This window comes from Paracidovorax cattleyae (assembly GCF_900104515.1).
Taxonomy (GTDB): domain Bacteria; phylum Pseudomonadota; class Gammaproteobacteria; order Burkholderiales; family Burkholderiaceae_C; genus Paracidovorax; species Paracidovorax cattleyae.
On sequence record NZ_FNJL01000002.1, the window covers coordinates 58,444 to 81,342 of the forward strand.

The 22,899-nt window shown below is 68.6% G+C and carries 17 protein-coding genes and 1 pseudogene; 4 read left to right on the forward strand and 14 right to left on the reverse strand.

The genetic code is table 11. From position 1 onward, the window contains the following. Positions 1-55: 55 nt before the first annotated feature. From BLR05_RS01730 to fhuF, 4 genes are all read right to left on the reverse strand, one after another. Positions 56-2,257: a TonB-dependent siderophore receptor gene (locus BLR05_RS01730; protein ID WP_092831987.1), complete on the reverse strand. Its 2,202-nt coding sequence runs from the start codon at positions 2,255-2,257 to the stop codon at positions 56-58. Between the two features lie 111 nt (positions 2,258-2,368). After that, complete coding sequence (locus BLR05_RS01735; RefSeq protein ID WP_208605967.1) at positions 2,369-3,466, reverse strand: GNAT family N-acetyltransferase; 1,098 nt, start codon at positions 3,464-3,466, stop codon at positions 2,369-2,371. Positions 3,467-3,767: 301 nt separating this feature from the next. Next, positions 3,768-4,616 carry a formyltransferase family protein gene (locus BLR05_RS01740; protein ID WP_092831988.1) on the reverse strand — a complete coding sequence of 283 codons (849 nt, stop codon included), beginning with the start codon at positions 4,614-4,616 and terminating at the stop codon, positions 3,768-3,770. A gap of 83 nt (positions 4,617-4,699) precedes the next feature. Continuing rightward, positions 4,700-5,527, reverse strand: coding sequence for a siderophore-iron reductase FhuF (gene fhuF, locus BLR05_RS01745; protein WP_092831989.1), 828 nt, complete (start codon positions 5,525-5,527; stop codon positions 4,700-4,702). Between the two features lie 214 nt (positions 5,528-5,741). Between fhuF and BLR05_RS01750 the strand changes: the two genes are divergently transcribed. From BLR05_RS01750 to BLR05_RS01760, 3 genes are all read left to right on the forward strand, one after another. Continuing rightward, complete coding sequence (locus BLR05_RS01750) at positions 5,742-7,436, forward strand: cyclic peptide export ABC transporter (RefSeq protein WP_092831990.1); 1,695 nt, start codon at positions 5,742-5,744, stop codon at positions 7,434-7,436. Positions 7,437-7,502: 66 nt separating this feature from the next. Then, entirely contained in the window at positions 7,503-8,861 is a 1,359-nt protein-coding gene (locus BLR05_RS01755; RefSeq protein WP_092831991.1) for a lysine N(6)-hydroxylase/L-ornithine N(5)-oxygenase family protein, read from the forward strand. Between the two features lie 75 nt (positions 8,862-8,936). Continuing rightward, positions 8,937-9,668 (forward strand): 4'-phosphopantetheinyl transferase family protein, encoded by a 732-nt coding sequence (locus tag BLR05_RS01760; protein WP_244160026.1) that lies wholly within the window; start codon positions 8,937-8,939, stop codon positions 9,666-9,668. Positions 9,669-9,985: 317 nt separating this feature from the next. Here BLR05_RS01760 and BLR05_RS26940 read toward each other — a convergent pair. The 5 genes and pseudogenes from BLR05_RS26940 to BLR05_RS01785 form a co-directional block, all read right to left on the reverse strand. After that, a pseudogene (locus tag BLR05_RS26940) lies at positions 9,986-10,180 on the reverse strand (CheW domain-containing protein); the annotation flags it as partial. Positions 10,181-10,354: 174 nt separating this feature from the next. After that, entirely contained in the window at positions 10,355-12,184 is a 1,830-nt protein-coding gene (locus BLR05_RS01770) for a methyl-accepting chemotaxis protein (RefSeq protein ID WP_092831993.1), read from the reverse strand. Positions 12,185-12,623: 439 nt separating this feature from the next. Continuing rightward, positions 12,624-13,448: a hypothetical protein gene (locus tag BLR05_RS01775; protein ID WP_244160027.1), complete on the reverse strand. Its 825-nt coding sequence runs from the start codon at positions 13,446-13,448 to the stop codon at positions 12,624-12,626. 416 nt (positions 13,449-13,864) lie between these two features. Next, entirely contained in the window at positions 13,865-15,172 is a 1,308-nt protein-coding gene (locus tag BLR05_RS01780) for a tryptophan--tRNA ligase (RefSeq protein WP_092831994.1), read from the reverse strand. Between the two features lie 92 nt (positions 15,173-15,264). Next, positions 15,265-15,933: a site-2 protease family protein gene (locus tag BLR05_RS01785; RefSeq protein ID WP_092831995.1), complete on the reverse strand. Its 669-nt coding sequence runs from the start codon at positions 15,931-15,933 to the stop codon at positions 15,265-15,267. A gap of 138 nt (positions 15,934-16,071) precedes the next feature. Here BLR05_RS01785 and BLR05_RS01790 point away from each other — a divergent pair, with 138 nt between their 5' ends. After that, entirely contained in the window at positions 16,072-17,274 is a 1,203-nt protein-coding gene (locus BLR05_RS01790; protein ID WP_092831996.1) for a methyl-accepting chemotaxis protein, read from the forward strand. Between the two features lie 8 nt (positions 17,275-17,282). On the opposite strand, the gene BLR05_RS01795 is transcribed toward BLR05_RS01790, so the two are convergent. The 5 genes from BLR05_RS01795 to BLR05_RS01815 form a co-directional block, all read right to left on the reverse strand. Continuing rightward, the gene (locus tag BLR05_RS01795; RefSeq protein WP_092831997.1) at positions 17,283-17,918 is read right to left on the reverse strand and encodes an L-threonylcarbamoyladenylate synthase; all 636 of its coding nucleotides are present in this window, start codon (positions 17,916-17,918) and stop codon (positions 17,283-17,285) included. An 8-nt stretch (positions 17,919-17,926) separates the two neighbouring features. Beyond that, complete coding sequence (locus tag BLR05_RS01800; protein WP_092831998.1) at positions 17,927-18,790, reverse strand: 3',5'-nucleoside bisphosphate phosphatase; 864 nt, start codon at positions 18,788-18,790, stop codon at positions 17,927-17,929. An 88-nt stretch (positions 18,791-18,878) separates the two neighbouring features. Next, positions 18,879-20,051, reverse strand: coding sequence for an MFS transporter (locus BLR05_RS01805; protein ID WP_092831999.1), 1,173 nt, complete (start codon positions 20,049-20,051; stop codon positions 18,879-18,881). Positions 20,052-20,264: 213 nt separating this feature from the next. Then, positions 20,265-21,425: a beta-methylarginine biosynthesis bifunctional aminotransferase gene (locus BLR05_RS01810; protein WP_353615655.1), complete on the reverse strand. Its 1,161-nt coding sequence runs from the start codon at positions 21,423-21,425 to the stop codon at positions 20,265-20,267. Continuing rightward, positions 21,422-22,480, reverse strand: coding sequence for a 2-ketoarginine methyltransferase (locus tag BLR05_RS01815; RefSeq protein WP_092832000.1), 1,059 nt, complete (start codon positions 22,478-22,480; stop codon positions 21,422-21,424). The genes BLR05_RS01810 and BLR05_RS01815 overlap by 4 nt, the downstream gene beginning before the upstream one ends. Between the last annotated feature and the right edge of the window lie 419 nt (positions 22,481-22,899).

Sequence of the window (22,899 nt, forward strand, 5' to 3'; positions counted from 1 at the left end):
AAAAGGGGAGCGGCGCACTGCCGCTCCCCTTCGCGTTTCCGGCAGGCCGCGGGCCTTACCAGCGGTACGTGGCCGTGGCCACCACCCGGCGCGGGTCGCCGTAATAGCAGTTGCCGTACTGGTCGCAGTTGCCGATGTAGGTCTTGTCGCCCAGGTTGCGCACGTTCAGCGCGAAGCTCCAGCGGTCGATGTCGTAGCCGATCATCGCGTCGAACACGGTGAAGGACGGCACCTTCGCCGGTGCGGCGTCCAGGTCGCCGCGATTGGAGCCGGTGTAGCGCGCGCCCAGGCCCACCTTGATGCGGTTTGCGAACCGGTAGTCCACCCAGAGCGCCGCGGCGTTGCGCGACACCGCCGTGAGCGGCTTGCCGATCTCGCGGGCCGTGCTGCTGGCCGTTATCTCCGCCGTGGGCGTGTAGCTGTAGGAGCCCACCACGTTCAGGCGCGGCATCAGCTCGGCCGAGGCTTCCAGTTCCAGGCCGCGCACCTGGATCTCGCCGGTCTGGCGCGGCACGAAGTTGTCGTCCGCGGTCAGGTAGTTCTTGCGGCGCAGATCGAAGATGGCGGCACTGTAGCGCTGCTTGCCGCCCTCGGGCTGGTAGCGCACCCCGGCCTCGTACTGGCGGCCGGTCTCGGGCTTGAACGGCTGGCCCGTGGCCGGGTTGCGCATGGCCGTGGGCACGAACGATTCGGTGTAGCTCACGTACGGCGCCCACCCGCCTTCGGCCAGGTAGGTCAGGCCGGCGCGCTTGGTCGCCTTGTGTTCCGACACCTTGGTCTGGCTGCCGTCCAGCCGGCTGTCCACATCGCTGGTGGCGCGGTCGTAGCGGGCGCCCAGGGTGAGCACCCAGCGGTCGCGCCACTTGATCTGGTCCTGCAGATAGAGGCCGGTCTGCGCGAGCGTGGCGACGCCGTCGTACCACGGCGCGGGCAGCTGCACCGCGCCGCCATAGACGGGGTTGTAGATGTTGAGCGGGCTCGCGGAGCCGCCGCTGTAGCTGACCTGGTCGATGCGGGTGCGCTGGTATTCCAGCCCGGCCAGCACGGTGTGCTGCACGTCGCCCGAGCGCAGGCGAGCTTCCAGCTGGTTGTCGAGGTTCAGCGCGTGGATGCGCTCGTTGCTGCCCGACACCGTGCGCCGCAGCGTGGAGAAATTCGCCGGATCGCGCGGGTTCGCCGGGTTCACGGTGATGAAGTTGCGGCCCTGGACCGCGGTGTAGTCCACGTCCAGCTGGCCGTAGCGCGCGTTCTGCCGCACGGTGAAGGCATCGTTGATGCGGTGTTCGAACAGGTAGCCGATCATCGACGTGTCCATGTCGAACCGGTTGTACCCGGGCTCCCCGGCGAACAGGTCGCTCGGGATGGTGGTGCCGATGGCCGTCGGCACGAGCGAGCCCACGGCCGGCCGGGTGCGCGAGTACACCCCCGCGCGGGTGCGGCCGAACTGCGACAGCACGGTCAGGCTGGTGTCGCTGGAGGGCTTCCAGGTGAAGGCCGGGGCGATGAAGGTGCGGTCGTCCTTCATGTCGCCCGCCGGCAGGTCGGCATCGCGCGTGAGCGCGGTCAGGCGGTAGAGCAGCTTGCCGTCCTCGCCCAGCGGGCCGGAGACATCGGCCGCGATCTGGCGGCGCCCGTGGTCGCCGATCTGCACCTGCACCTCGCGCAGCGGTTCGGCCGTCGGGCGCTTGCTCACGGCGTTCACCAGCCCGCCCGGCCCGCTCATGCCGTACAGCACCGACGCCGGGCCGCGCAGCAGCTCGATCCGCTCGGCGCCGTAGCTCTCCACCGGCCAGATGCCCCAGTTGCCGTTGTTGCGCAGCGGCATGCCGTCCAGGTAGAAGCCCGGCGAATAGGCGTCGAAGCCGCGCAGCGAGATCCAGTCGTAGCGCGAGTCCGCTCCGTAGCGCGTCGGGATCACGCCCGGCGAGTAGCTGAGCGCGTCCTTCACCGTGCGCGCGCCCTGGGCTTCCATCAGGTCCGCCGGGATCACCGAGATGGACTGCGGCGTCTCGATCAGGGGGGTGTCCGTCTTGGTGGCGGTCGCACTTCGGCGTGCCGTGTAGCCGTTCACCCGGCCCGTGGCGCTTTCCTCGGCGCCGCCGGTCACCGTGACCGTGGGCAGTGTGGTGGAGCCGGCGGAGGCTTCCTGCGCCCCGGCCAGCGGGGTGGACAGCACGGCCGCGGTGCCGAAGGCTGCGGTGATGGAAGCGTGCAGCAGGCGCTGCCGCGCAGGCCTCGCGGCGTAAACATGGCGCATCGGAAAACCCCCTTCAAATATGGAATAAGTGCACAAGTGCGGAATGCATACGAATTGTAATGAGAATGTTTCTTGTTAACCAGATCGCAGTTACGTTTTTCCCGTGACTGCTCAGGTCCGCGGCATCCACAGGCCGTCGTAGAAGTAGTGTTCGCGCAGCAGCATCACCAATTGCGCTCGCTTGTGCGGCAGGTCGAACTCCTTGACTTTCGCGTAGCCGGACTTGTCGAGGTTGCGTATCTGCTGGTGGTGGTCGATGCGCGGCTCGCCCAGGATGCGCTGCGTGCGCGCATCGCACAAGAACAGGTAGTGCGAGATCGAGGTGAGCCAGGCGGTGGCGAAGGCCTTGCCCCGGAAGGCGGGCTCCCCGACCAGCACATGCCACCCCCGGTCGTAGTCGTGCGCGTCGTAGAAGGGCGCGATGCGGCTCTCCTTGGTCCAGTACGCCTCGAAGTAGGCGAAGGGCTCGCCGCCCAGGCTGGCGATCATCGAATGCATGTGCGGATCGCGGTCGATGCCTTCCAGGTAGGCGCGGTGCTTCTGCAGGTCGCCTTCCTCCTCCCAGATCACCGCCACGTCGGGGTCGTTCATCCAGCGGTTGAAGCGTGGCAGGTCTTCGTCGATGTCCAGGCTGCGGAAGGTGAACGTGCGCTCCAGCCACGGGATGTAGCGCTGGTAGAGCAGCCCGCGCGGCTTGGGCGCGCGGCGGGGGTGGTAGCGGCCGTCCGTCAGCGCGAAGCGCTGGGCCATCGGCGGCGGCACCCCGGGCCGCCAGAGCCCGGGCTGCTGCCACAGCGTGTCCCGGCAGGCGCGCCAGCTGCCGTCCGCCGCAGGCAGCACCACGCCGGCCTCCGCCAGCGCGGCCAGGGCCTGGGGGTCCACATGCTGCATCGCGATGTCGCGCCGCTCCGGATGGGCGGCAAAAGCAGCGTCCAGCGCCGCGAGCAGTTGCGTTGCCGGCGCGGGCCGGGCGCCCTCTGCGGCAGGCCCGAGTACGAGGTCGCCGCCGTCGTGCCCGGACAGCGTCCAGTGCGAGGGCGGCTCCGCCGGCCCGCCCGCCAACTGCAGCGAAGGGCCGTCGATGCGCACCGCGTGCGCCTGCCCGCCCGCATAGGACAGGAAAGGCCGGCCGGCGGCTGGCCCGGCCGGAGCGTCCGCAGGATCGGAGGAGGGGGAAGAAGTCGGGGAATGGGGCGTGGCGAATTTCACGGTCTGTCTCCTGGTCGTCCTCAAGGGAGGAATGGTTAGGGCCTGTTAACGCTATGCAAGGGGATCGCGTTGCTTCGCGAAGGGGCTGGGTGCAAGGCGACTGGGCGTAGCAAGGCCGGGGCCTTGCAAGCACGGGCAACGCTGCAAACGGCCCCTTCGCGGAGCAACCCGAAGGGAAGCTCATCACAGCCCGCCCCCCGGCGTTGCGCGCCTTGCACGTGTGGCCACACGCACGGCGTCGCGCGCCTTGATGGGCGGGCTGTGATGAGCTTCGCGACCCCTTGCATAGCGTTAACAGGCCCTAGGCGGGGCGGGGCGCGCCCGACAGGTGGGGGGCCAGCAGCTGCAGGCCCTGGTGGAGCGCGGGGAACAGGCTGCGGTGGAAGTTGTTCCAGCGCAGCTCCAGGATCGTGTCGGCCGGGTCGATTGGCGTGCCCAGCACGTCGTGGATGACTTCACCCGAGTCGATCCCGTCGTCCACGTAGTGCAGCGACGCACCGGTCCGCAGGATGGGCGTGACCGGCTCCGTGGCCATGCGCTGCCAGTCGGTCACGCGCTCGCCGCGGGCCCCGTGCAGGGCGTCCAGCGTGGCGTGCGCGCCGCGGCGCCGGTAGGGCGACTCCAGCCGGGTGATGCCCGGATGGATGTTCACGATGCGGCGCTGGAACGGCGCACCGGGCTGCACCAGCGCATCCAGGATGACCAGCAGGCCGTCGAGCACCACGATGTCGGCCTGCAGCGATTCGAGCGTGCGCTGCAGCGCGGCCTCGAAAGCCTGCTTGCCGGCCGCGCGGCCCGGATCGGCCAGGGGCAGGCGGCGGTACTCGGACGGCACCGGCCGCAGCAGGTCGCGCAGCTTGCGGTCCTGGGTGGCGAGTTCGTGCGGGAAGATCCAGCGCTCGCCCGGCGTGCATGCGAAGCCGTAGCCGTCCAGCGCCGCGCGGTCCCGCGGCGATTGCGGGTCGTCGTCGAACACGATGCCCTCCAGGGAGTAGGCTTCCCCGAGCGGCGTGGTGTCGAGCGCGTGCGCCAGGTATTCGAGCGGGGAGGGCATGTAGCGCCGCCCGCCGCGGTAGTCGATGAACTGGCCGGCCTGGTCGGCGGCCGCGTTGCGCAGGGACAGTATGTAAACGAGCTTGGCCTGTGGCATGGAAGGGCAGGGGTTGGAGGTCGGAACGTTCTGAAAAAATGAGTGGATCGCGCAGCGTCGCGGTGGTGTGCCTTCGGGCCGCTTCAGGCCGGGCCGGCCGGCTGCGCGTCCGGTGTGCCGGCGCAGGCACCCGGGCTGCGCCCGGCCGGCGGTGCGCGGTGCCGCGGGTCCAGCGGGCAGCGGCCGCAGTAGCCTTCGCCGGGCAGGCGGTAGTACAGGCAGCACTCGCGGTGCAGCGCCACGGATTCGGTGCCCTGCGCGGTGGCCATCGCCACCACGCGGCGCGGGCGGCACAGTGGATTGGCGCGCGGTCCGCCGGCGGCGGGCCATGCGGGCGCCTGCAGCAGGTCGGCGGCATCCTGCGCGATCGCGGGCTGGTGCGGCGCGAGCCGCACCGCCTGCTCCAGCACCGCTTCCAGGTGCCGCGCCGCATTGCTCCACAGCACCTTCTGCGGCACGCGCGCCACCTGCTCCAGGGCCGTGAACAGGGGCGCCCAGTGCTGCCAGACCAGCAGCGCATAGCGCTGCGCGGCGGGGGCGCCCGGCAGTGCGGTGCCGATGCCGGCCAGGTGGACGCCGCGCACCCGCCCGTCCGCGGCCAGGTCCAGGTGCAGCCCCTGCAGTCCCACGGGAAACACATGCCCCAGCACGCTCGCGGCCGCGGCCACCGGCGGCGCCAGCACGCCCAGGGTGTCCAGCACCCAGGCCGAGGCGGCCGCGCGCAGGTCCTTCGCCGCCGGCCCCTGCAGCCCCCACACCGCGGCGGCGTACCGGCGCAGCAGGCCCTCCAATTGCGCCGGCTCGAGCAGCCGCGCACCGGGCCACGCGCCCTCGGGCGCAGGCCCGGCATGCAGCCGCTGCGCGAGCGGGGCGAGCGCGCCCGGAAAAAGCGGCCGCAGCAATTCGATCATGGCGCGCGAACCCCGGCACGCCGGGCGGGGATGGAAGAGGGCGCGAAGGCGCAGTGCATTCCAAGGTGACGATCCAGCGCGGCGCTTGTTCATCCGCTCTGCGTGCGTCGGCGTTGGACACCCCTGCGCATGAACATCCCCGCGCCCGCAGCGTCTTTGGAGCAGGCGTCCCGCCTTGCAACCAGCCCTCGACGGGCGGAAAGAGATCTTGCGCATGACTGCAGCCCCCGCTCCGCGTGCCCCGGCTTCCGAGGTGGCGCGGCTTCTACGGCCCTTCCTCCAGTGGATCGCCCTCTCCACGGCGTGCGGCCTCGCCGCCGGCATCGCCACCGTGCTGCTGCTGCGCACGGTCAACGACGTGCTGCACCGCAACGGCGGCATGTCCGGCGGCATGCTGTGGACCTTCGTGGCCTTGTGCGCCGCCGCCCTCTTCGGGCGCCTGGTGGCCGACGTTTCCACCAACTATGTCGGCCAGAAACTGGTGGCGCAGGTGCGCGTCGGCCTGGCGCAGAAAATCCTGTCGGCCCCCATCGACGCGCTGGAGCGCTACCGCACCCACCGCCTGATGCCCGTGCTGTCGCAGGACGTGGACATGATCAGCGACGCCGCCTTCGTGCTGTCGTCCGCGCTCATCGCCTCGGCCGTAATGCTGGGCTGCCTCGTGTACATGGCCTGGCTGTCCCTGCCGCTCTTCGGGCTGGTGGTGCTGGCGCTGGCCATCGGCGCCAGCCTCCAGGTGGTGGCGCAGACGCGGGCCGAAAAAGGCTTCTGGAAGGCCCGCGAGCACGAAGACAACCTGCACAAAGCCTACCGTGCCATCAGCGAAGGCGCGAAGGAGCTGCGCATGCACCGCGAGCGCCGCGCCCGCATGCTGGACGGGCAGGTGGAGCGCATCGTGGCCCAGATCCGCCAGGTCAATGGCCGCGCCATCAACACCTACGTCACCGCCACCGCCTTCGGCTCCGCGCTGTTCTTCCTGCTCATCGCCATGATCCTCGGCTGGGCCGCCTTCCAGCCCACCGAGCCGGCGGTGCTCAGCGGCTTCGCGCTGGTGCTGCTCTTCCTCAAGGGCCCCATCGACCAGATCGCCGCCACGCTGCCCCACATGGGCCGCGCCAAGGTGGCCTTCCTACGCATCGCCGACCTGTCGGCGCGCTTCGCCACGCCTGAACCCCACCTGCACCAGGACCGCCCGGCCCCCGCCCCCGTGCTGCACGAAGGCATCTCGCTGCAGGGCGTGCGCTATGCCTTCGAGGCGCCCGCCGATGGCGGCGAGCCATTCTCGCTCGGCCCCGTGGATCTGGAGCTGCGCCGCGGCGAGATGGTCTTCATCGTCGGCGACAACGGCTCGGGCAAGACCACCCTCATCAAGCTGCTGCTGGGCCTGTATGCGCCGCAGGAGGGCGAGGTGCTGATCGACGGCGTGGCCGTCACCCCGCAGTCGCGCGACGACTACCGGCAGCTCTTCACCACCGTGCTCTCGGACTTCTACCTCTTCGAGGACCTGGCCGGTGCAGGCGAGGGCGGGGCGGGCATGGCGGCCCTGCCCGAGGCCGCGCGCCCCTACCTGGAGCGCCTGGAGATCGCGCACAAGGTCAGCATCCAGGACGGCGCCTTCAGCACCGTGGACCTGTCCACCGGCCAGCGCAAGCGCCTCGCGCTGGTGCACGCCTACCTCGAGGGCCGCCCGGTCATGGTGTTCGACGAATGGGCCGCGGACCAGGACCCGGCCTTCCGCCATCTCTTCTACACCGAACTGCTGCCCGAGCTGCGCGCCAAGGGCCACCTGCTGGTCGTGATCTCCCACGACGACCGCTACTTCCACCTGGCCGACCGCGTCGTCCACATGAGCGCGGGCCGCATCGCCGACAACCGCGTGCGCGCCGGCCGCGAAACCCTGGCCGCCTGACCGTCCGAATCCCGGTGCGGCCGCGAGCCGGCCGGCCAGTCCCTTTTTCAAAGGAGTTGTCATCCCATGCAGCACATCCATGACCTGATCGGTATCGGCTTCGGCCCCTCCAACGTGGGGCTGGCCATCGCGCTCGAAGAACACCGCGGCGCCCACGGCCGCGCGCCGCAGGCCTTCTTCATCGAGCGCCAGCCATCCTTCGCGTGGCATCCGCACATGCTGCTGGACCATGCGCACATGCAGATCTCCTTCCTCAAGGACCTCGCCACGCTGCGCAATCCGCAAAGCCGCTTCACCTTCCTCAACTACCTGCACGAGCAGGGCCGGCTGCAGGACTTCATCAACCTCAAGAGCTTCTATCCCAGCCGCCACGAGTTCAACGACTACCTGGGCTGGGCCGCGCGCCAGTTCGAGGGCCAGTGCGCCTACGGCGAAGAGGTGTTCGAGGTCCTGCCGGAGCCCGGCCCGGACGGCGTGGTCGAACAGCTGCGCGTGCGATCGCGCAACGCGGCCGGCCGCGTGCAGGAGCGCCTGGCGCGCAACCTCATCGTGGGCGTGGGCGGCACCGCGCGCATCCCCGAAGTGTTCCGCGGCCTGCACGGCGACCCGCGCGTGTTCCATTCCAGCACCTACCTGCGCGACATCGCCCGCCAGGGCGCGGCGCGCAGCATCGCCCTGATCGGGGCCGGGCAGAGCGCCGCGGAAATCTTCATGGACCTGCAGGGCCGCGCCCATGCGCCCGAAGTGGACTGGGCGATGCGTGCGCGCGCCATCCGCCCCTCCGACGACAGCCCCTTCGTCAACGAGATCTTCAACGCCGACTTCACCGACTACATGTTCGGCCGCTCCGGCCCGGAGCGCGAATCGCTGCTGCGCGAATACGCCCACACCAACTACGCCGTGGCCGACCTGGAACTGATCCAGCAGGTCTTCAAGACCTTCTACGAACAGCGCGTGACCGGCGGCCGGCGCCTGCGCATGCTGCGCCAGCACGAAGTGCGCGCCGCCCGCGCCGATGCCTCCGGCGTCTATTTCACCTTCCATGACCGCGAATCCGGCGAGGAAAGCACGGTGCGCTACGACGCCGCCGTGCTGGCCACGGGCTACGAACGCGCCGCCCACCGCGACGTGCTCGCGCCGCTGGCCCCATACCTGGGCGATTTCACCGTGGACCGCCACTACCGCGTGCAGACGGCCCCGGGCTTCCGGCCCGCGATCTTCCTGCAGGGCGCCTGCGAATCCAGCCACGGCCTGAGCGACACGCTGCTGTCCGTCACCGCCGTCCGCACCGGGGAAATCGGCCAGGTACTCGCCGCCGCGCTGCCGCCGGCCCGGGAGCCGCTGCGCACGCGCGGCCCGGATGCCCCGGCGCGCGGCAGCGCGGGGGATGCCGAGCGGGAGACGCAGCACCTGCATGTGGCCTGAGGGCGCCGGGGCCGTGCCCGGCACCGGCAGAGCGGGGCCGCGGCGCATGCCCCCGCCATGCGGACAATCCGGGCCATGCCGCCATCGCCCATGACCCTGCCCGTTCCGTGGCCCCTGCCGCCGGAGGTGCCGCCCGCCCTCCGTGCCTGGCGTGTCCCGCTCCATCTGGAGGCACCCATCCCCGCGGATGACTGGGCCGTGCTTTCCCCCGCCGAAGCCGACCGCGCGGCGCGCCTGCGCCAGCCCGCCGACCGCGTGCGCTCCGCCTGCACCCGGGCCGCGCTGCGCCGCCTGCTGGGTGAGCGCATGGGCCTGCCCCCGCAGGACGTGCCCCTGGCCGCCGGCGCCCATGGCCGGCCGGCACTTGCGGGGCTGGTGGGACGGGAGCGGCTGGATTTCAACGTCTCGCACTCCGGCGCATACGCGCTCATCGCCCTGGCGGAAAGCCCCTGGTCCGTGGGTGTGGACGTGGAGCGCTGCGACGCCTTTGGCGCGCACGGCCTGGCGGACCTTGCCGCGCTCGAATCCCTGGTCCTGTCCGCCCGCGAGCGGGCCGCATCGCCTGCCGCACGCCCGGATTTCCCCACCTCATGGACCGTGAAGGAAGCGGTCCTCAAATGCCTGGGGCTCGGCGTGGCCGAGCACCTGCCGCACGTCTGCGTGGCGCGGCGGGCGGCCGGTGGGGTAGGCGTGGTATTGGAGGGCCCGCTGCAGGACTCGGCCTTACAGGCCTGCGTGCTCGCCGCGCCACCCGGCTACGCCGCCGCCCTGGCCTGGGCCGAGGCGGAAGCCGGCACTCCCCGCTGACCGGGCACGCCGTTTGCCGCATGCCGGGGGAGGGGAGGCGCATCGGCAAATTTGCAGCAAGGAGCGACCATGCCCGCCACGAATTCCCGCACCCCCTGGACTTTCCCGACGGCCGACGCCCATCCCTCACCTGAAGCTGCCCCGCTTCCAAGGACGGTTATCGGCTTGATTCTCAAGCCGGGATTTGGTCTTTCTCGTTGATCTCTGTTGCCTGACACGCCTGTGCGACGACGCGGCGCTCGAACTCCACGGGTGAGTGGTGGCACAGGCCGGCCTTGCGTGGTTCGAGTGGCGCGCGCAGCGGCGCCCGAGGTCGATCAGTGAACGACAGCGTCCAGCAGGCCCATTTCTGGGCTGCTCATCAACGCCAATATGTCGCCGAGGATGAGCATGCGCTCCTGGTCACCAGTCTTGACGCAGCCGATGCCGTCGGAGACCGAGTCCACCCCCGCACCGATCACCCGGCCGCGCACGTTGAGAACGATGACGACCGTGAAGTCGTTGTACTCGGAGGCGGAAACTCAGGAATTCGCTGGGCAGTGCGATGGCCGTTCGGGCGGCTGTCGCTGCGGTGGACGCGCCGGAAGCGCGAGCGGCCACGGGCCGCTCTTCAAGAATGGCAGTCATAGGGCGTCTACTTGTTGGGCTGTTGCAGTGGCGAGCGCGCAGGGTGTGGCGTGTCGCCGTCAGAACGAAGTCCAATCGTCGGTGCCCGTCTTTGTGCCAGCGCTGGCCGTCGTGGCAGCCTCCAGCGACTTGGCCGGTTCGGCAGGCGGCTTGGCCTTGAATGCGGGCCGGGTAACGTTCTTGGCGCGGTCCGGCCCGCGGCGCTCACCGGTCGAGGCATTGGCAACTGCCGGCGCGGCGATGTAGGCCAACTGGCCCGAGAGCTTGAACACCGCCACAGCCTGCACCAACTGTTGCGCTTGGCCCTTCAGGCTTTCGGCAGCCGCAGCGCTCTCTTCAACCAGCGCCGCGTTCTGCTGCGTCGCCTGGTCCATCTGCCCGACGGCGTCGCCCACCTGAGAGATGCCCGAGCTCTGCTCCTGGCTGGCCGAGGAGATCTCGGCCACGATGTCGCTCACCCGCTTGATGGAGCCGACGATCTCGCCCATGGTCTTGCCGGCCTGGTCGACCAGCGCGGTGCCTTGCTCCACCTGCTCGACACTGCGTCCGATCAGGTTCTTGATTTCTTTGGCCGCCTCGGCACTACGCTGCGCCAGGCTGCGCACTTCGCCGGCCACCACCGCGAAGCCGCGGCCTTGCTCACCGGCGCGCGCGGCTTCCACCGCCGCGTTCAGCGCCAGGATGTTGGTCTGGAAAGCGATGCCATCGATCACGCCGATGATGTCGCCGATCTTGCGGCTGCTGTCGCTGATGCCCTGCATCGTGGTGACCACCTGGCCGACCACCTCGCCGCCCTTGGCTGCGACCTCGCTGGCGCCCTGCGCCAACTGGTTGGCCTGACGGGCGTTGTCGGCATTCTGCTTGACGGTGGAGCCCAACTGGTCCATCGATGCCGCGGTCTGCTGCAACCTGCTCGCCTGCTGCTCTGTCCTGCTGGACAGGTCCTGGTTGCCTTGCGCGATTTCCGCGCTGGCCGTGGCCACGCTCTCCGCGTTGCCGCGCACGTTGCTCACTACGGCGGCCAGACTGTCTTGCATGCCGGCCAGGGCACGTTGCAGTTCGCCCACCTCATCATGGCGGTCGATCTCGATCTGTTCGCTCAAATCGCCCTGGGCGATGCGCTTGGAAATCAGCACGGCGCGGGCCAGTGGCTCTGACACGCTGCGGGCGACGACCCAGGCGACCACGATGCCGCTCACCAGGGCCAGCGCCATGGAGCCCAGCATCACGTACAGGAAGGTGGCAGCCTCCGCCATGGCTGTCTTGGTCTCTTGTTGGATGAGTGCCTCCTGATGATCGATCAGCGCGTTGATGGAGGCCAGCCAACGCACGTATTGGGGCTTGGCTTCGTTCCACAGCATGGTCATCGCGGCAGCCTTGTCGCCGGCGTCGGTCAGCGCAGCGATCTTCGTCGTCGTCGCGACTGTCGTCCGCTCGATGTCCTGGATGGCGCCGTACAAGCGCTCGAGCTCGGCCCGCTGCTTCGAGGCCGCGATCAGTGACTCCAGCGGTGTGGCTGACTTGGCATAGAAGCTAGCCAGTTCGTCGATGCGCGTCAGTTCCTTGCGCCGAACATCGACATCGCCAGCGAGGACGACGTCGCGGATGGCGATGGCCCGGTCATGGGCCGAACCACGGAAATTGATCGCGTAGCGCTGGACCTTTGCGTGCTCCTCGTTGACGATCGACAGGGCCGAATCTATCGCTCGTACCTTCCAGATCGCAATGCCAGCGACGACTGTCATGATGGCCAGCAAGAGCCCAAAGCCCAGGGCCATTCGCTTGGCCACCGTCAGATTCTTGAACATTGTTTTAACTCCCCGGTCGATCCGCGCGGCAATGACAGCGGCCCCCCACCCCCGCGCGGGAGGGGTGACGATCGAAATCATCTTGCCATAGCGCCAGGATTACTGTCGAGCCCGGGGACTGTTGCCAGGGCGGTACGGCAGACAGGTTGATGATCAGCAACGAGCTGACGAAGAAGAAGGCCAGAGTCAGGCCGTAGAACCACGCCGCGGCCGGCACCAGGCGGTCCTGCACGAGCCTGGCTCCGTTCGCATTAGCCCTTGGACAGGGCGTCTCCACTGAAGCTGGGACTGCCTGCGTGGAGTTGGGGCTTTCGCGAATCGCAGCTGCAGCACTTGAGGCTCTTGCGCCACAGGGCGAAACCTTGACCGCTGCCGGCGCAAGGCAGTTGCTCACTGACTTGGACCCCATCAAGACTACGCTAGCTATGTGAGTCAGAAGTCCGCAGGCAGAATTCAGCGACGGATTGCAGAATCTCGTCGGCTGTTTTGATCCAGACGAATGGTTTGGGTGCGGCATTGTTCATAGCGACGTTGCGGCGTCGTGCTTCCAGGTGGAGCGGGCGCCGTCCGCCTCGATGCGCTCGGCCACGCGGGCCAGGCCTCCCGCGCCCGAGAACACGTAGCGGCGCTGGCGGCCCAGGCCGTCGGTGACCAGCGTGCTGGCGCGCACCGGCTGCGGTGGCGAGGCCGTCGGGTCCGCCGGGATCGGGGTGTAGTCGAAGCGCAGGTCCAGCCCGTGCGGCGTGGCCTGCGCGGCCACGCGGCCTTGGGCGTCGTAGGCATAGCGCGTCATCGGGCGGCCGGCGCGGGCATGGCCCGTCATGCGGCCCGGGTGGGCCGCGTCTCCGTACTCGAAGCGGCGCACGGTGCAGCCCGTGCGGTCGGTCACCTGGGCCAGCTCCCCGCGGCCGGTATAGGCGTACCGCACGAGCGCGGGCGGCGCGGGCCGGTCGGACAGGGTTTCCCGGGCCTGGTGCGGATCGGCCTGCAGCCACACGGCCACGAGGCGCACGCCGCTGTCCGCGCCCCAGCCGTGCGCCGCCGGCGAGGCCGGGGCCACGTGCTCCAGTTCGAAGCCGTAGCGGCGGCCGGCCTCGTCTGTGATGCTGCGCAGGTGGCCCGCGAAAGGCCCGTCCGCATGGCGCTCGTGGCGCTGCACGCGGCCGAAGCGGTCGCAAATGCCGTGCAGCACGCCGTGCCGGGCCGCATGGTCGTCCGTGTTGCCCGTGTCGTCCGTGCCGGTTGTCGGGCCGTCCGGCGCGGCGGGCACCGGCCCCGGCGCGAACACCCACCAGGGGCCCAGCGGCGATGCGGTGGCTACGGTGCTGCGCGCATCGGTGCGCACGGACTCTGGCAGGGCACTCCACAGGCGGGCGAGGCACCCAGCATGGCCGCCCTGGTGCGCGCCAGGCAGGTGCTCCGTGCCGCAGCGCACGAGCTGGGCACACCGAGCAGGCGATGCCGCCGGCCGAGCCGATCAGCACGGTGTGCGAGCCCTGCACGATGGGCCCGCCTTTCTTCGTGAGGTCTGTCTGGCGTGCGGCTGGCTTGCCCTGGGTCATGCGGTGCGGCCCGGCCGGCGGCGGCCGAACGGTGGAGCTCAAAACGGCCGCGATGATAGGAAGCGCCTTTCGGGGAGGGTAGGGCTTCCGGAAATATGTTTTGTGTCGGAGTTCTTTGGTTATCGAGGGGTAAATGAAGCGTTATGGCCGGGGCCGCCGTTCCGCGCCGCACCGCCTGTCGGCACGACGCTTCCCGCGATCAGGTTTCGGCAGCCTGCATCAGGGCCTGCAAGGCGGCTTCCACATCGCCGGCCTCCACGCCGTCCACGGGCGCGAGGTGGTCTGCCAGTGCCGCCAGGGCGCCGGGCTCCTTCTGCAGCCGGGCGATCGCCTGGCCCGCGTCGCGCGGCGCGGTGAAGCCCGTACTCTGCAGCAGCAGGCGGCCGTCCGCGGCGACCAGCTTGAAGTAGAAACGGCCGTCGGCCTCGCGGTACTGCTTGAACGAGGGGAGGGCGGTGGCCTTGGCGGTCACGCGCGGCGCGCTGGCGGCAGCACCGCCGCCGCGCAGGCTGCGCAGGCCCACGGCATGGCGCAGGTCGCGCAGCAGGGGGCCGGCCTCCGCACGGGCCTTCCCGGCGCCCGCGAGCAGGATGTCCTCGATGCGGCCCGGGTCGGCGATCAGCGCGTCGTAGCGCTCGCGCATCGGCCCGACCACGCCGTCCACGCGCTCGAACAGGATCTGCTTGGCCTCGCCCCAGGCGATGCCCTCGGCGAACTGCCGGCGCAGCGCCTCGGTTTCCGCATCGGTGGCGAATGCGCGGTAGATCTGGAACAGGGCGGAGCCCTCGGTGTCCTTGGGTTCGCCGGGCGCGCGCGAATCGGTCTGGATGCTGTTGATCAGCCGGCGCAGCTGCTCGCGCGGCGAGAAGAGCGGGATCGTGTTGTCGTAGCTCTTGCTCATCTTGCGGCCGTCCAGCCCGGGCAGGGTGGCCACGTGCTCGTCGATCGCCGCCTCGGGCAGCACGAAATGCTCGCCGTAGAGGTGGTTGAAGCTCGATGCGATGTCGCGCGCCATCTCGATGTGCTGCACCTGGTCGCGCCCCACGGGCACCTGGTGCGCCTTGAAGGCCAGGATGTCGGCGGCCATCAGCACCGGGTACATGAACAGGCCGGCCGTCACGCCGTCGTCCAGCTCCCGGCCCGCGGCCTCGTTCTTGTCCTGCGATGCCTTGTAGGCATGGGCGCGGTTGAGCAGACCCTTGCCAGTCACGCACGACAGCAGCCAGTTCAGCTCCGGGATCTCGGGAATGTCGGACTGCCGGTAGAACGTGACGTGCTCCGGGTCCAGGCCCGCGGCCAGCCAGCTCGCGGCGATCTCCACCGTGGAGCGCTGGATGCGCGCCGGATCCTCGCACTTGATGAGCGCGTGGTAGTTCGCCAGGAAGTAGAAGCTCTGCACGCCGGGCCGCTGGCTGGCCGCCACCGAGGGGCGGATCGAGCCGACGAAGTTGCCCAGGTGGGGCGTGCCCGTGGTCGTGATGCCGGTGAGAAAGCGCGTGGTGCTCATGGTCGAAGCGGCTCGGGGCCGAAAGGAGAACGGAAAACGGAACCGGGAAGAAAGGCGCGGGCCGCCGCACGGCCCGCGGGCGCTGTGCCGGCTCAGCCCAGCAGGGCCGTGAGCGGCGTGAGCAGCAGGCTGATGGCCGAATAGCCCAGGGACATCAGCGGCCGCAGCCACACCGTTCCCACGATGCCCGCCACCACCAGCGCCAGCACGATGAAGAAGCCGTAGGGCTCGATGCGCGAGAGCCAGCTGGCCTGCCGCCAGGGCAGCAGCCCCACGAGGATGCGCCCGCCGTCCAGCGGCGGCAGGGGGAACAGGTTGAACGCCCACATCACGAGGTTCACCAGCACGCCGGCGCGTGCCATCTCCATGAAGAAGCGCTCGTCCACCCCGAAGCCCACCAGCATCACCAGCAGCACGGCCCACAGCACCGCCTGCACGAAATTGGAGGCCGGCCCCGCGAGCGCGACCCAGATCATGTCCCGCTTGGGGTTGCGCAGGTGTCCGAAATTCACCGGCACCGGCTTGGCGTAGCCGAACAGGAACGTGCCCGACGTCGCGAAATACAGCAGCAGCGGCATCAGGATCGTGCCCACCGGATCGATGTGCTTGAGCGGATTGAGCGTGATGCGCCCCATCATCAACGCGGTGTTGTCGCCGAAGTGGCGCGCGGCATAGCCGTGGGCCGCCTCGTGCACAGTGATCGCGAAGAGCACCGGCAGGGCGTAGATGAGGATGGTTTGGATGAGGTTGGAGAAGTCCACCGGCCGATTGTCTCAGAGGCCGCGTTGCGCACCCCGCACGCGGCAGGGGAACCCCTTGGACCGGGCGGCCCGTACCGGCGGTAGGATATCCAATTGTTGCCAAATGCAACCACGCAAAACCCACAGGAGACACCAGTGATGGCTTGGGATGGATGGAGAACGGGGACGCGGCTCGTCCTGGCCTTCGGATCGGTGGCGCTGCTGGTGGCAGGGCTCATGGGCGTCGGCCTGTCCGACATCGGCCGGGCGCAGGATGCCCACCGCGCCGCGCTGGAGGCGGCGTCGGCCTTGCCGGACGCCGCCCAGCGCGCGCCGATCGAGCGCGCGGTCACCGCGGCGGAAGCCGAGCTGTCCGGCATGCGCGCCTGGTTGCTGGGCCTGGGTTGCGCGGTGTTCGCGGTGGCGGGCGCGGCCTTCGTGCTGCTGCGCCGCGGCATCGTAGCCCCGCTAGACCAGGCGATCCTCATCGCCGAGACCGTCGCCGCCGGCGACCTGAGCCAGGAGTTCAGCTCCGACCTGCAGGGCGATTTCGGGCGCCTGCTGGGGGCGCTGGGCACCATGGAGGACACGCTGACCGAGCTCGTCTCGCGCATCCAGCAGTCCACGCACGCCATCGGCGCCAGTGCCGGGGAGATCGACGCCGGCAATGGCGACCTGGAGCGCCGCACGGGCGAGCAGGTCGCCTCCCTGGCCGAGACCGCGCAGAGCATGGAGCAGCTCACCGCCACCGTCCGCCAGAACGCCGACCGCGCGCGGTCCGCCAGCGGCCTGGCCGTGCAGGCCTCCGGCACGGCCGAGCGCGGCGGCACCGTGGTGGGCCAGGTCGTGCAGACCATGCAGGCCATCAGTGGCAGCTCGCACAAGATCGTGGACATCATCCAGGTGATCGAGGGCATCGCCTTCCAGACCAACATCCTGGCGCTCAACGCGGCCGTGGAGGCCGCCCGCGCGGGCGAGCAGGGGCGCGGCTTCGCCGTGGTCGCCTCCGAAGTGCGCAGCCTGGCGCAGCGCAGCGCGGTGGCCGCGCGCGAGATCAAGGGCCTGATCGACGCATCGGTGGAGCAGGTGCGCAGCGGCGCGGGGCTGGTGGACGAGGCCGGGCGCACCATGCAGGACATCGTCGGTGCGGTGGGGCAGGTCAGTGGCCTGCTGGCGGAAATCTCGCACGCGCTGCAGGAGCAGAGCGACGGCATCGTCCACGTGAACCAGTCCGTCGCGCAGATGGAAGGCACCACGCAGCAGAACGCCGCGCTGGTGCAGCAGGCCTCGCGCGCGGCCACCGCGCTGAACGACCGCGCGCAGGACCTTCAGCGCGCGGTAGGCGCGTTCAAGCTGGATTGAGCCGGTCTCTACAGCCCCAGCGCCGACAGCGGCCCTCGGCCCTCGCGCACCACGCGCGGGTCGCCGCCCGTGGCCATGTCGGTCAGGTCCACCACGGTGGTCGGCTCCAGCGGGCAGGCGCCCGCGTCCACCACGGCATCGATCTGGTGTTCGAAGCGCGCGCGGATCTCGGTGGGGTCGTTCATCGGCTCCGTCTCGCCGGGCGGGATCAGCGTGGTGGCCAGCAGGGGCGCGCCGTGCAGTTCCAGCAGCAACTGCAGCCCCTTGCGGTCGGGCACGCGCAGGCCGATGGTCTTGCGCTGCGGATGGCTCACGCGGCGCGGCACTTCCCTGGTCGCGTCCAGGATGAAGGTGTAGGGGCCGGGCGTGGCCTGCTTCACGAGGCGGTACTGGCGGTTGTCCACGCGGGCGTAGTTGGACACTTCCGACAGGTCGCGGCACAGCAGCGTCAGGTGGTGCTTTTCGTCCACCTGCCGGATGCGGCGCAGCCGGTCCACGGCGTCCTTGTCGTCGAGCTGGCAGACGAGCGCGTAGCTGGAATCCGTGGGCACCGCGAGCACCGCGCCTCGGGCCAGCAGCGCTGCGGCCTGCTTGAGCAGCCGGGGCTGCGGGTTGTCGGGGTGGACTTCGAAATACTGGGCCATGGGGGGTGTCAGTGGGCGCGCCGCACGCGGTCGGCCAGCAGCTCCCACACGGGCGTGAGGGCGCCGGGCAGGGGCGGCAGCGTGCCCAGGTCGGTGTGCGATTCGTCGGGGCTGTGGAAGTCGCTGCCGCGCGAGGCGGCCAGGCCGAATTCCTGCGCCATGGCCGCGTAGGTGACGTATTCGGCCGCGGTGTGGCTGCCCGTGACCACCTCGACGCCCTGGCCGCCATGCTGCCGGAATTCGGAAAACAGCGCGTATTCCTGCGTGGCCGAGAACTTGTAGCGGGCCGGGTGCGCGATCACGGCCATGCCGCCGGCCTGCGTGATCCAGCGCACCGCGTCGCCCAGCGCGGCCCAGCGGTGCGGCACGTAGCCGGGCTTGCCCTCGGTGAGGAAGCGGCGGAACACCTCGGAAGTGTCGCGGCATACGCCCGTCTCGACGAGGAAGCGCGCGAAATGCGTGCGGGAGATGAGTTCGGGATTGCCCACGTAGCGCAGCGCGCCTTCGTAGGCGTTGCGGATGCCGACCTGCGCGAGCTGCTGCGCCATCTCCTGCGCGCGCTGGCAGCGGCCGCCGCGCGTGTCGGCCAGGCCCTGCACCAGCTGCGCATCGTCCGGATCGAAGCCGAGCCCGACGATGTGCACCGTGGTGCCGATGAAGGTCACCGAGATCTCCACGCCGGTGAGGTAGTCCATGCCCTGCGCGGCCGCAGCGGCCATGGCACGGTGCTGGCCGCCGACTTCGTCGTGGTCGGTCAGCGCCCAGAGCTCGACACCGTTGGCGCGCGCCCGCTGCGCCAGCACCTCGGGCGTGAGCGTGCCGTCGGACACCACGGAGTGGCAATGGAGGTCGGCGTTCAGAGCGGTGGGCACGGAATCATTGTAGGACCGCGGTTTCGCGTTTGGATACGCATACCCCTGAAAATGCCGGAAACGGCGCGACCGTGGATGGCGCCTGCCTCTAGGATGCCCGCTTCTTGCCCAGCTCCCGCCCGGCACTCGCCATGGTGACTGCCAGCAGCGTGGCAGCGAGCACCGGCAGCATCGCCTGACGTATGCCAAATCGCTCGCCCAGAAAGCCGAGCATCGGAGGCCCGACCAGGAACGCCATGTATCCCAGCGTCGCCGTGATGCTGACCCGTGTGGCGGTGTCGCCTTCTCCCTCTCCGGCGGCAGACATGGCGAGCGGAAAGCCCAGGGATGCGCCGATGCCCCAGAGTACGATTGCGCACACGGTGAGCCAGGGGCTCGGCGAAAAAATCACCAGGGCGAGCGCCAGGCTGGCCGAGAGCGTGCAGATCCGGAACACGGCGGCCCTGCCGATCCGCCTGACGACCCAGTTGCCGCAGAAGCGGCCCACGGTCATGCTGGCGGTGAAGACCATGTACACCGCGACGCCCGCCGTATTCGTCAAGCCGTGGCCGTCGATCATCAGGATGGGCAGCCAGTCGTTCGCAGCTCCCTCGGCCAACGCCAGGGCCATGCAGAGAAACCCGATCATCAGCAGGCGAGCGTCGTAGATCTCCGTCCAGAACGAAGTTTTTCCGGTCCTGTCCGGCTGCCGGACCGTGTCTGCGAGATGGCGGATCTGGTGCCAGGTGAGCGCCAGGGCGATCACCGCCACGGCCCCCAGATGCCACAGGACGGACGTTCCGTAGGCCGACAGACCCATGCCCACGGCTGCGCCGATGAGTGTGCCCAGGCTGAAGAATCCATGGCATGCCGGCAAAACCGGTTTTGCCGCGAGCCGTTCGAGCTCCACGCCGTCGATGTTTGCGCCGATGTCCACCCATCCCATGCCCGTGCCGACCATCACGAAACCCAGGAAGCACAGCCAGACGGCACTCAGTTGCACAGCGATGCCGATGCCCACGATGCCCAGCAGCAGGGTCGCCAGGCCGGCCTGCACCGTGCTGCGCGGGCCGATCCGCATGGTCAGCTTTCCGGCGGTCAGGATACCCAGCATCGAGCCCGCGGAAAATCCGAACAGGGTCCAGCCCATCTCTTCAATGGAGGCGTGCAGCCCGTCACGGATCGACGGTGTGCGGGACGCCCAGCTGGCCAGGCCCACGCCGGGGATGAAAAAGGCGGTATTGAGCGCCCACGTTCGAGCCCGAAGGGAGTCGCTGGTCATATGCGACTGCCCGGAGGCAGCACGGGAGCGGGTAGGGGAAACGGCGTTTGCGTTGGACATGGCTGATGACGACGTGCGGGGGCGCTGGCGAACCTTGATTCCGGCTGCCCCGCGCACGTGCACCACCGGGGCGCCGAGGGCTCGGGAGGCCAGGGTGCTCTGCTTCGCCTGCCGCGACCGGTCGGCGTGGTTTCGGGTCGGACGGGACCGGAGTCAATGGCCGGCGTAGCGTTCGAGCCCCTGGCTGAGCAGATCGAGCGCCTCGCGGGTGACGTGTTCCGGATAGCTCGTCGGAATGCGGATGTACTGGCCGGAAACGCCTGAGTAATTGCTGGCGGTGGCCAGCACCAGGCCGAAATCGCCTAGCACCTGATCGGCGAACTCCTCGACATCGTCCACGGGAAGGTCCACGAACACCTGGGTGCCGGCCGGCGGCAGTTCCGAGTACCCGGCCTGCGTGCGGCGCAGGAAGTCGTGCACGACGGTTCGACTGCCGAGCACCTGCCTTCTGAGCCGCTCGTTGCCCCGTACGATCAGGGAAGCCGCCTTCGTCTGCGCTGGGGTACAGACGGCGACGCACTCGATTTCCACGAGCCCGGCCATGGCCTCGATGTTTTCGATGGACGATGTCAGCCATCCCACCCGCAGGCCCGGCGCGCCGTAGTTCTTCGACATCGAGTTGACGGTGTAGATCGACGAGAAGTCTTCGGCTTCATGGAAGGGAGAGTGCAGTTGCTCGCTGCCGAAGATGAATCCGTCGTACACCATATCAAGCACCAGCGCGATGCCGCGCTCCGCCAGGGCGGGTACCAGGGCCTGCATGAAGGCGCCGGGGTAGATGCCGCCGAGCGGATTGTGGGGAAAATTGAGGTAGATGAGCCTCGTGTCCGGTCGGCACAAGGCCAGAAGCTCTGCGGCGCAGGGGTATTCCTGCTGCATGTGGTAGTAAACCATCTTGTAACCTTCCGCCGACAGCAGCGCGGGCACCGCGCCGAAGACCGGCGCCAGGCATATCGCAGAGCACGAACCGGCCGCATGGCTTTTGGCATGGCGAAAGGCCAGCGACAAGCCATGCATGGCGCCGTTGGTGATCAGGATGTTCTCCTTGGCCAGCCCGAGGCCGTACGTGGCGTTGTCACGCATGCAGATGGCATCCAGAAGCCCTGGATTGCCATTGCAATCTGCATATTGAAAGATGTCGTCCCTGGCAGAAGTGGGGGCGGGCAATTCAGTGGATGGCCACACGGGCACGTTCTCGACGAAGTAGCACGCCTGGTCCTGCAACTTCCACCGGGCATATTTCAGCCGTTGCTGAAGTGTGCTGAGAGAACTGTCGGTGCGTACGATCCTGTGTCTTTCATGAAGCCGCATCATTTTCCCTTTCGCAGCAGATAACCGATTTCCAGGCCGGTGGAATCCACCTGGTCGGAAGTTGTTTCACGGGTGAGCAAAGACAGGCCTGCCTCGGAGAAAATCTCCTGCCATTCGGCGTCTTCGATCAGTTTCTGGTTGGTGAAGCAGTGCAGGAGGTAATAGGGGTTGTAGTAGGCCAGCGAAAGGCCATGGCGCATCGCACGTGGATCGTGGAACTGGTTGTCCACTTCAATAATGATGATGTTGATGTCGGGAAAGCGGCGTACTATCTTCCTGAGGAAATCGACGACGGCCTGCCGGCCGGACTGGCCGAGTATTTCATGCAGCACGAAGCCAAGAACGATGAAATCGGGAGTGAAATCGAAATCCGAACCGAGGAACTCAACGGCGCCGGAGTGGCTGATGCGAATGCGATCGGAAAGACCCTCTCGCTCGACGAGCGCCGCCGCTTCTTCGTAACCGCCTCGGTCCGGTTCTGCTCCCCATGCTTGGATGTGAGGCAGGGCCTTGCAAAATTCGGCCAGATAGAGGCCGTTGCCGCAGCCCAGGTCCAGGAGCCTGGTGCAGGCCGTCGGCGCTTTCGCCATGAGCGACTTGGTGAGAGGAATCGCGTCGAAATGGCTGATGCCGCAACTGCCAACCCCGACCTGCGTCGCATTGCGCGTAGCCCAGTCGGAGCCCGCCTTCAAGCGATCGCCCATCTGCAGGAAGGTGGTGGCATATCCACCTATCAGCATCACGTACCAGCCCTGCAGGGGCCGCAGTGCCCGGCCTTTTTGCGACAGCATCAGGCCTTCGGGGGACTCTGTCAGGATCGCTTCGTTCTTCAGGTATTGGAACAGTCCTAGCAGCCTGGCTCGATCCATGCCCAATGTGCTGCACGCATCGTCTGCGGGTACAGGCGTTTCTCCTTCGAGCAGAGAAAACAGCCCGGTGTCGAATAAGTGGTAGATGGCGATGGCGAGTGCGAATTTCCGGATGGGGTCGATTCCCTCGATGAGATCGGCCTCGAAATTCTGGTGGATATCATTCTGGCGTATGGCTGGGGAATGCATGAGTGATGGGTCGGGTGGAGGATGGGCGGCACCGCTGGGTATCGGCTTCCGTTCAAACGGGAGAGAATGTTCCGGTATGTTTCTTTGCGTTCAAGAAGTGACCGAGGCGTATGGCAGGCGCCAGGAAAATCATCCTATCATGCGAACCGGCGAGAGGTAATGGTTTTTCCGGCGGAGAATTAATATGAGTTTATGCAATACATAAACCAATGAAGACGCTGAATTTCGCGCCAGCGTTGGGAAATCCTGTGCATTCGTTCCCGGCAGAGAGCGCCTGCCGGCCCATCGGCGCCATGGTCTTTTTGTCCCGTGGCGATGAATTCCCGGGCGGTTGTCGGAGCGTCGCACCAGCGCCATCCGCGCCGCGATCCAGGCACCGGGGCGCTCTGTCCGGCGCGGACCGCGGATGTGTTGTCGCA

Excerpts from the sequence above, each read along its gene's own strand:
- BLR05_RS01730 (WP_092831987.1), bottom strand. The coding sequence starts at position 2,257 with ATGCGCCATGTTTACGCCGCGAGGCCTGCGCGGCAGCGCCTGCTGCAC.
- BLR05_RS01740 (WP_092831988.1), bottom strand. The coding sequence starts at position 4,616 with ATGCCACAGGCCAAGCTCGTTTACATACTGTCCCTGCGCAACGCGGCC.
- fhuF (WP_092831989.1), bottom strand. The coding sequence starts at position 5,527 with ATGATCGAATTGCTGCGGCCGCTTTTTCCGGGCGCGCTCGCCCCGCTC.
- BLR05_RS01750 (WP_092831990.1), top strand. The coding sequence starts at position 5,742 with ATGACTGCAGCCCCCGCTCCGCGTGCCCCGGCTTCCGAGGTGGCGCGG.
- BLR05_RS01755 (WP_092831991.1), top strand. The coding sequence starts at position 7,503 with ATGCAGCACATCCATGACCTGATCGGTATCGGCTTCGGCCCCTCCAAC.
- BLR05_RS01760 (WP_244160026.1), top strand. The coding sequence starts at position 8,937 with ATGCCGCCATCGCCCATGACCCTGCCCGTTCCGTGGCCCCTGCCGCCG.
- BLR05_RS01770 (WP_092831993.1), bottom strand. The coding sequence starts at position 12,184 with ATGATTTCGATCGTCACCCCTCCCGCGCGGGGGTGGGGGGCCGCTGTC.
- BLR05_RS01780 (WP_092831994.1), bottom strand. The coding sequence starts at position 15,172 with ATGAGCACCACGCGCTTTCTCACCGGCATCACGACCACGGGCACGCCC.
- BLR05_RS01790 (WP_092831996.1), top strand. The coding sequence starts at position 16,072 with ATGGCTTGGGATGGATGGAGAACGGGGACGCGGCTCGTCCTGGCCTTC.
- BLR05_RS01795 (WP_092831997.1), bottom strand. The coding sequence starts at position 17,918 with ATGGCCCAGTATTTCGAAGTCCACCCCGACAACCCGCAGCCCCGGCTG.
- BLR05_RS01805 (WP_092831999.1), bottom strand. The coding sequence starts at position 20,051 with ATGACCAGCGACTCCCTTCGGGCTCGAACGTGGGCGCTCAATACCGCC.
- BLR05_RS01810 (WP_353615655.1), bottom strand. The coding sequence starts at position 21,425 with ATGATGCGGCTTCATGAAAGACACAGGATCGTACGCACCGACAGTTCT.
- BLR05_RS01815 (WP_092832000.1), bottom strand. The coding sequence starts at position 22,480 with ATGCATTCCCCAGCCATACGCCAGAATGATATCCACCAGAATTTCGAG.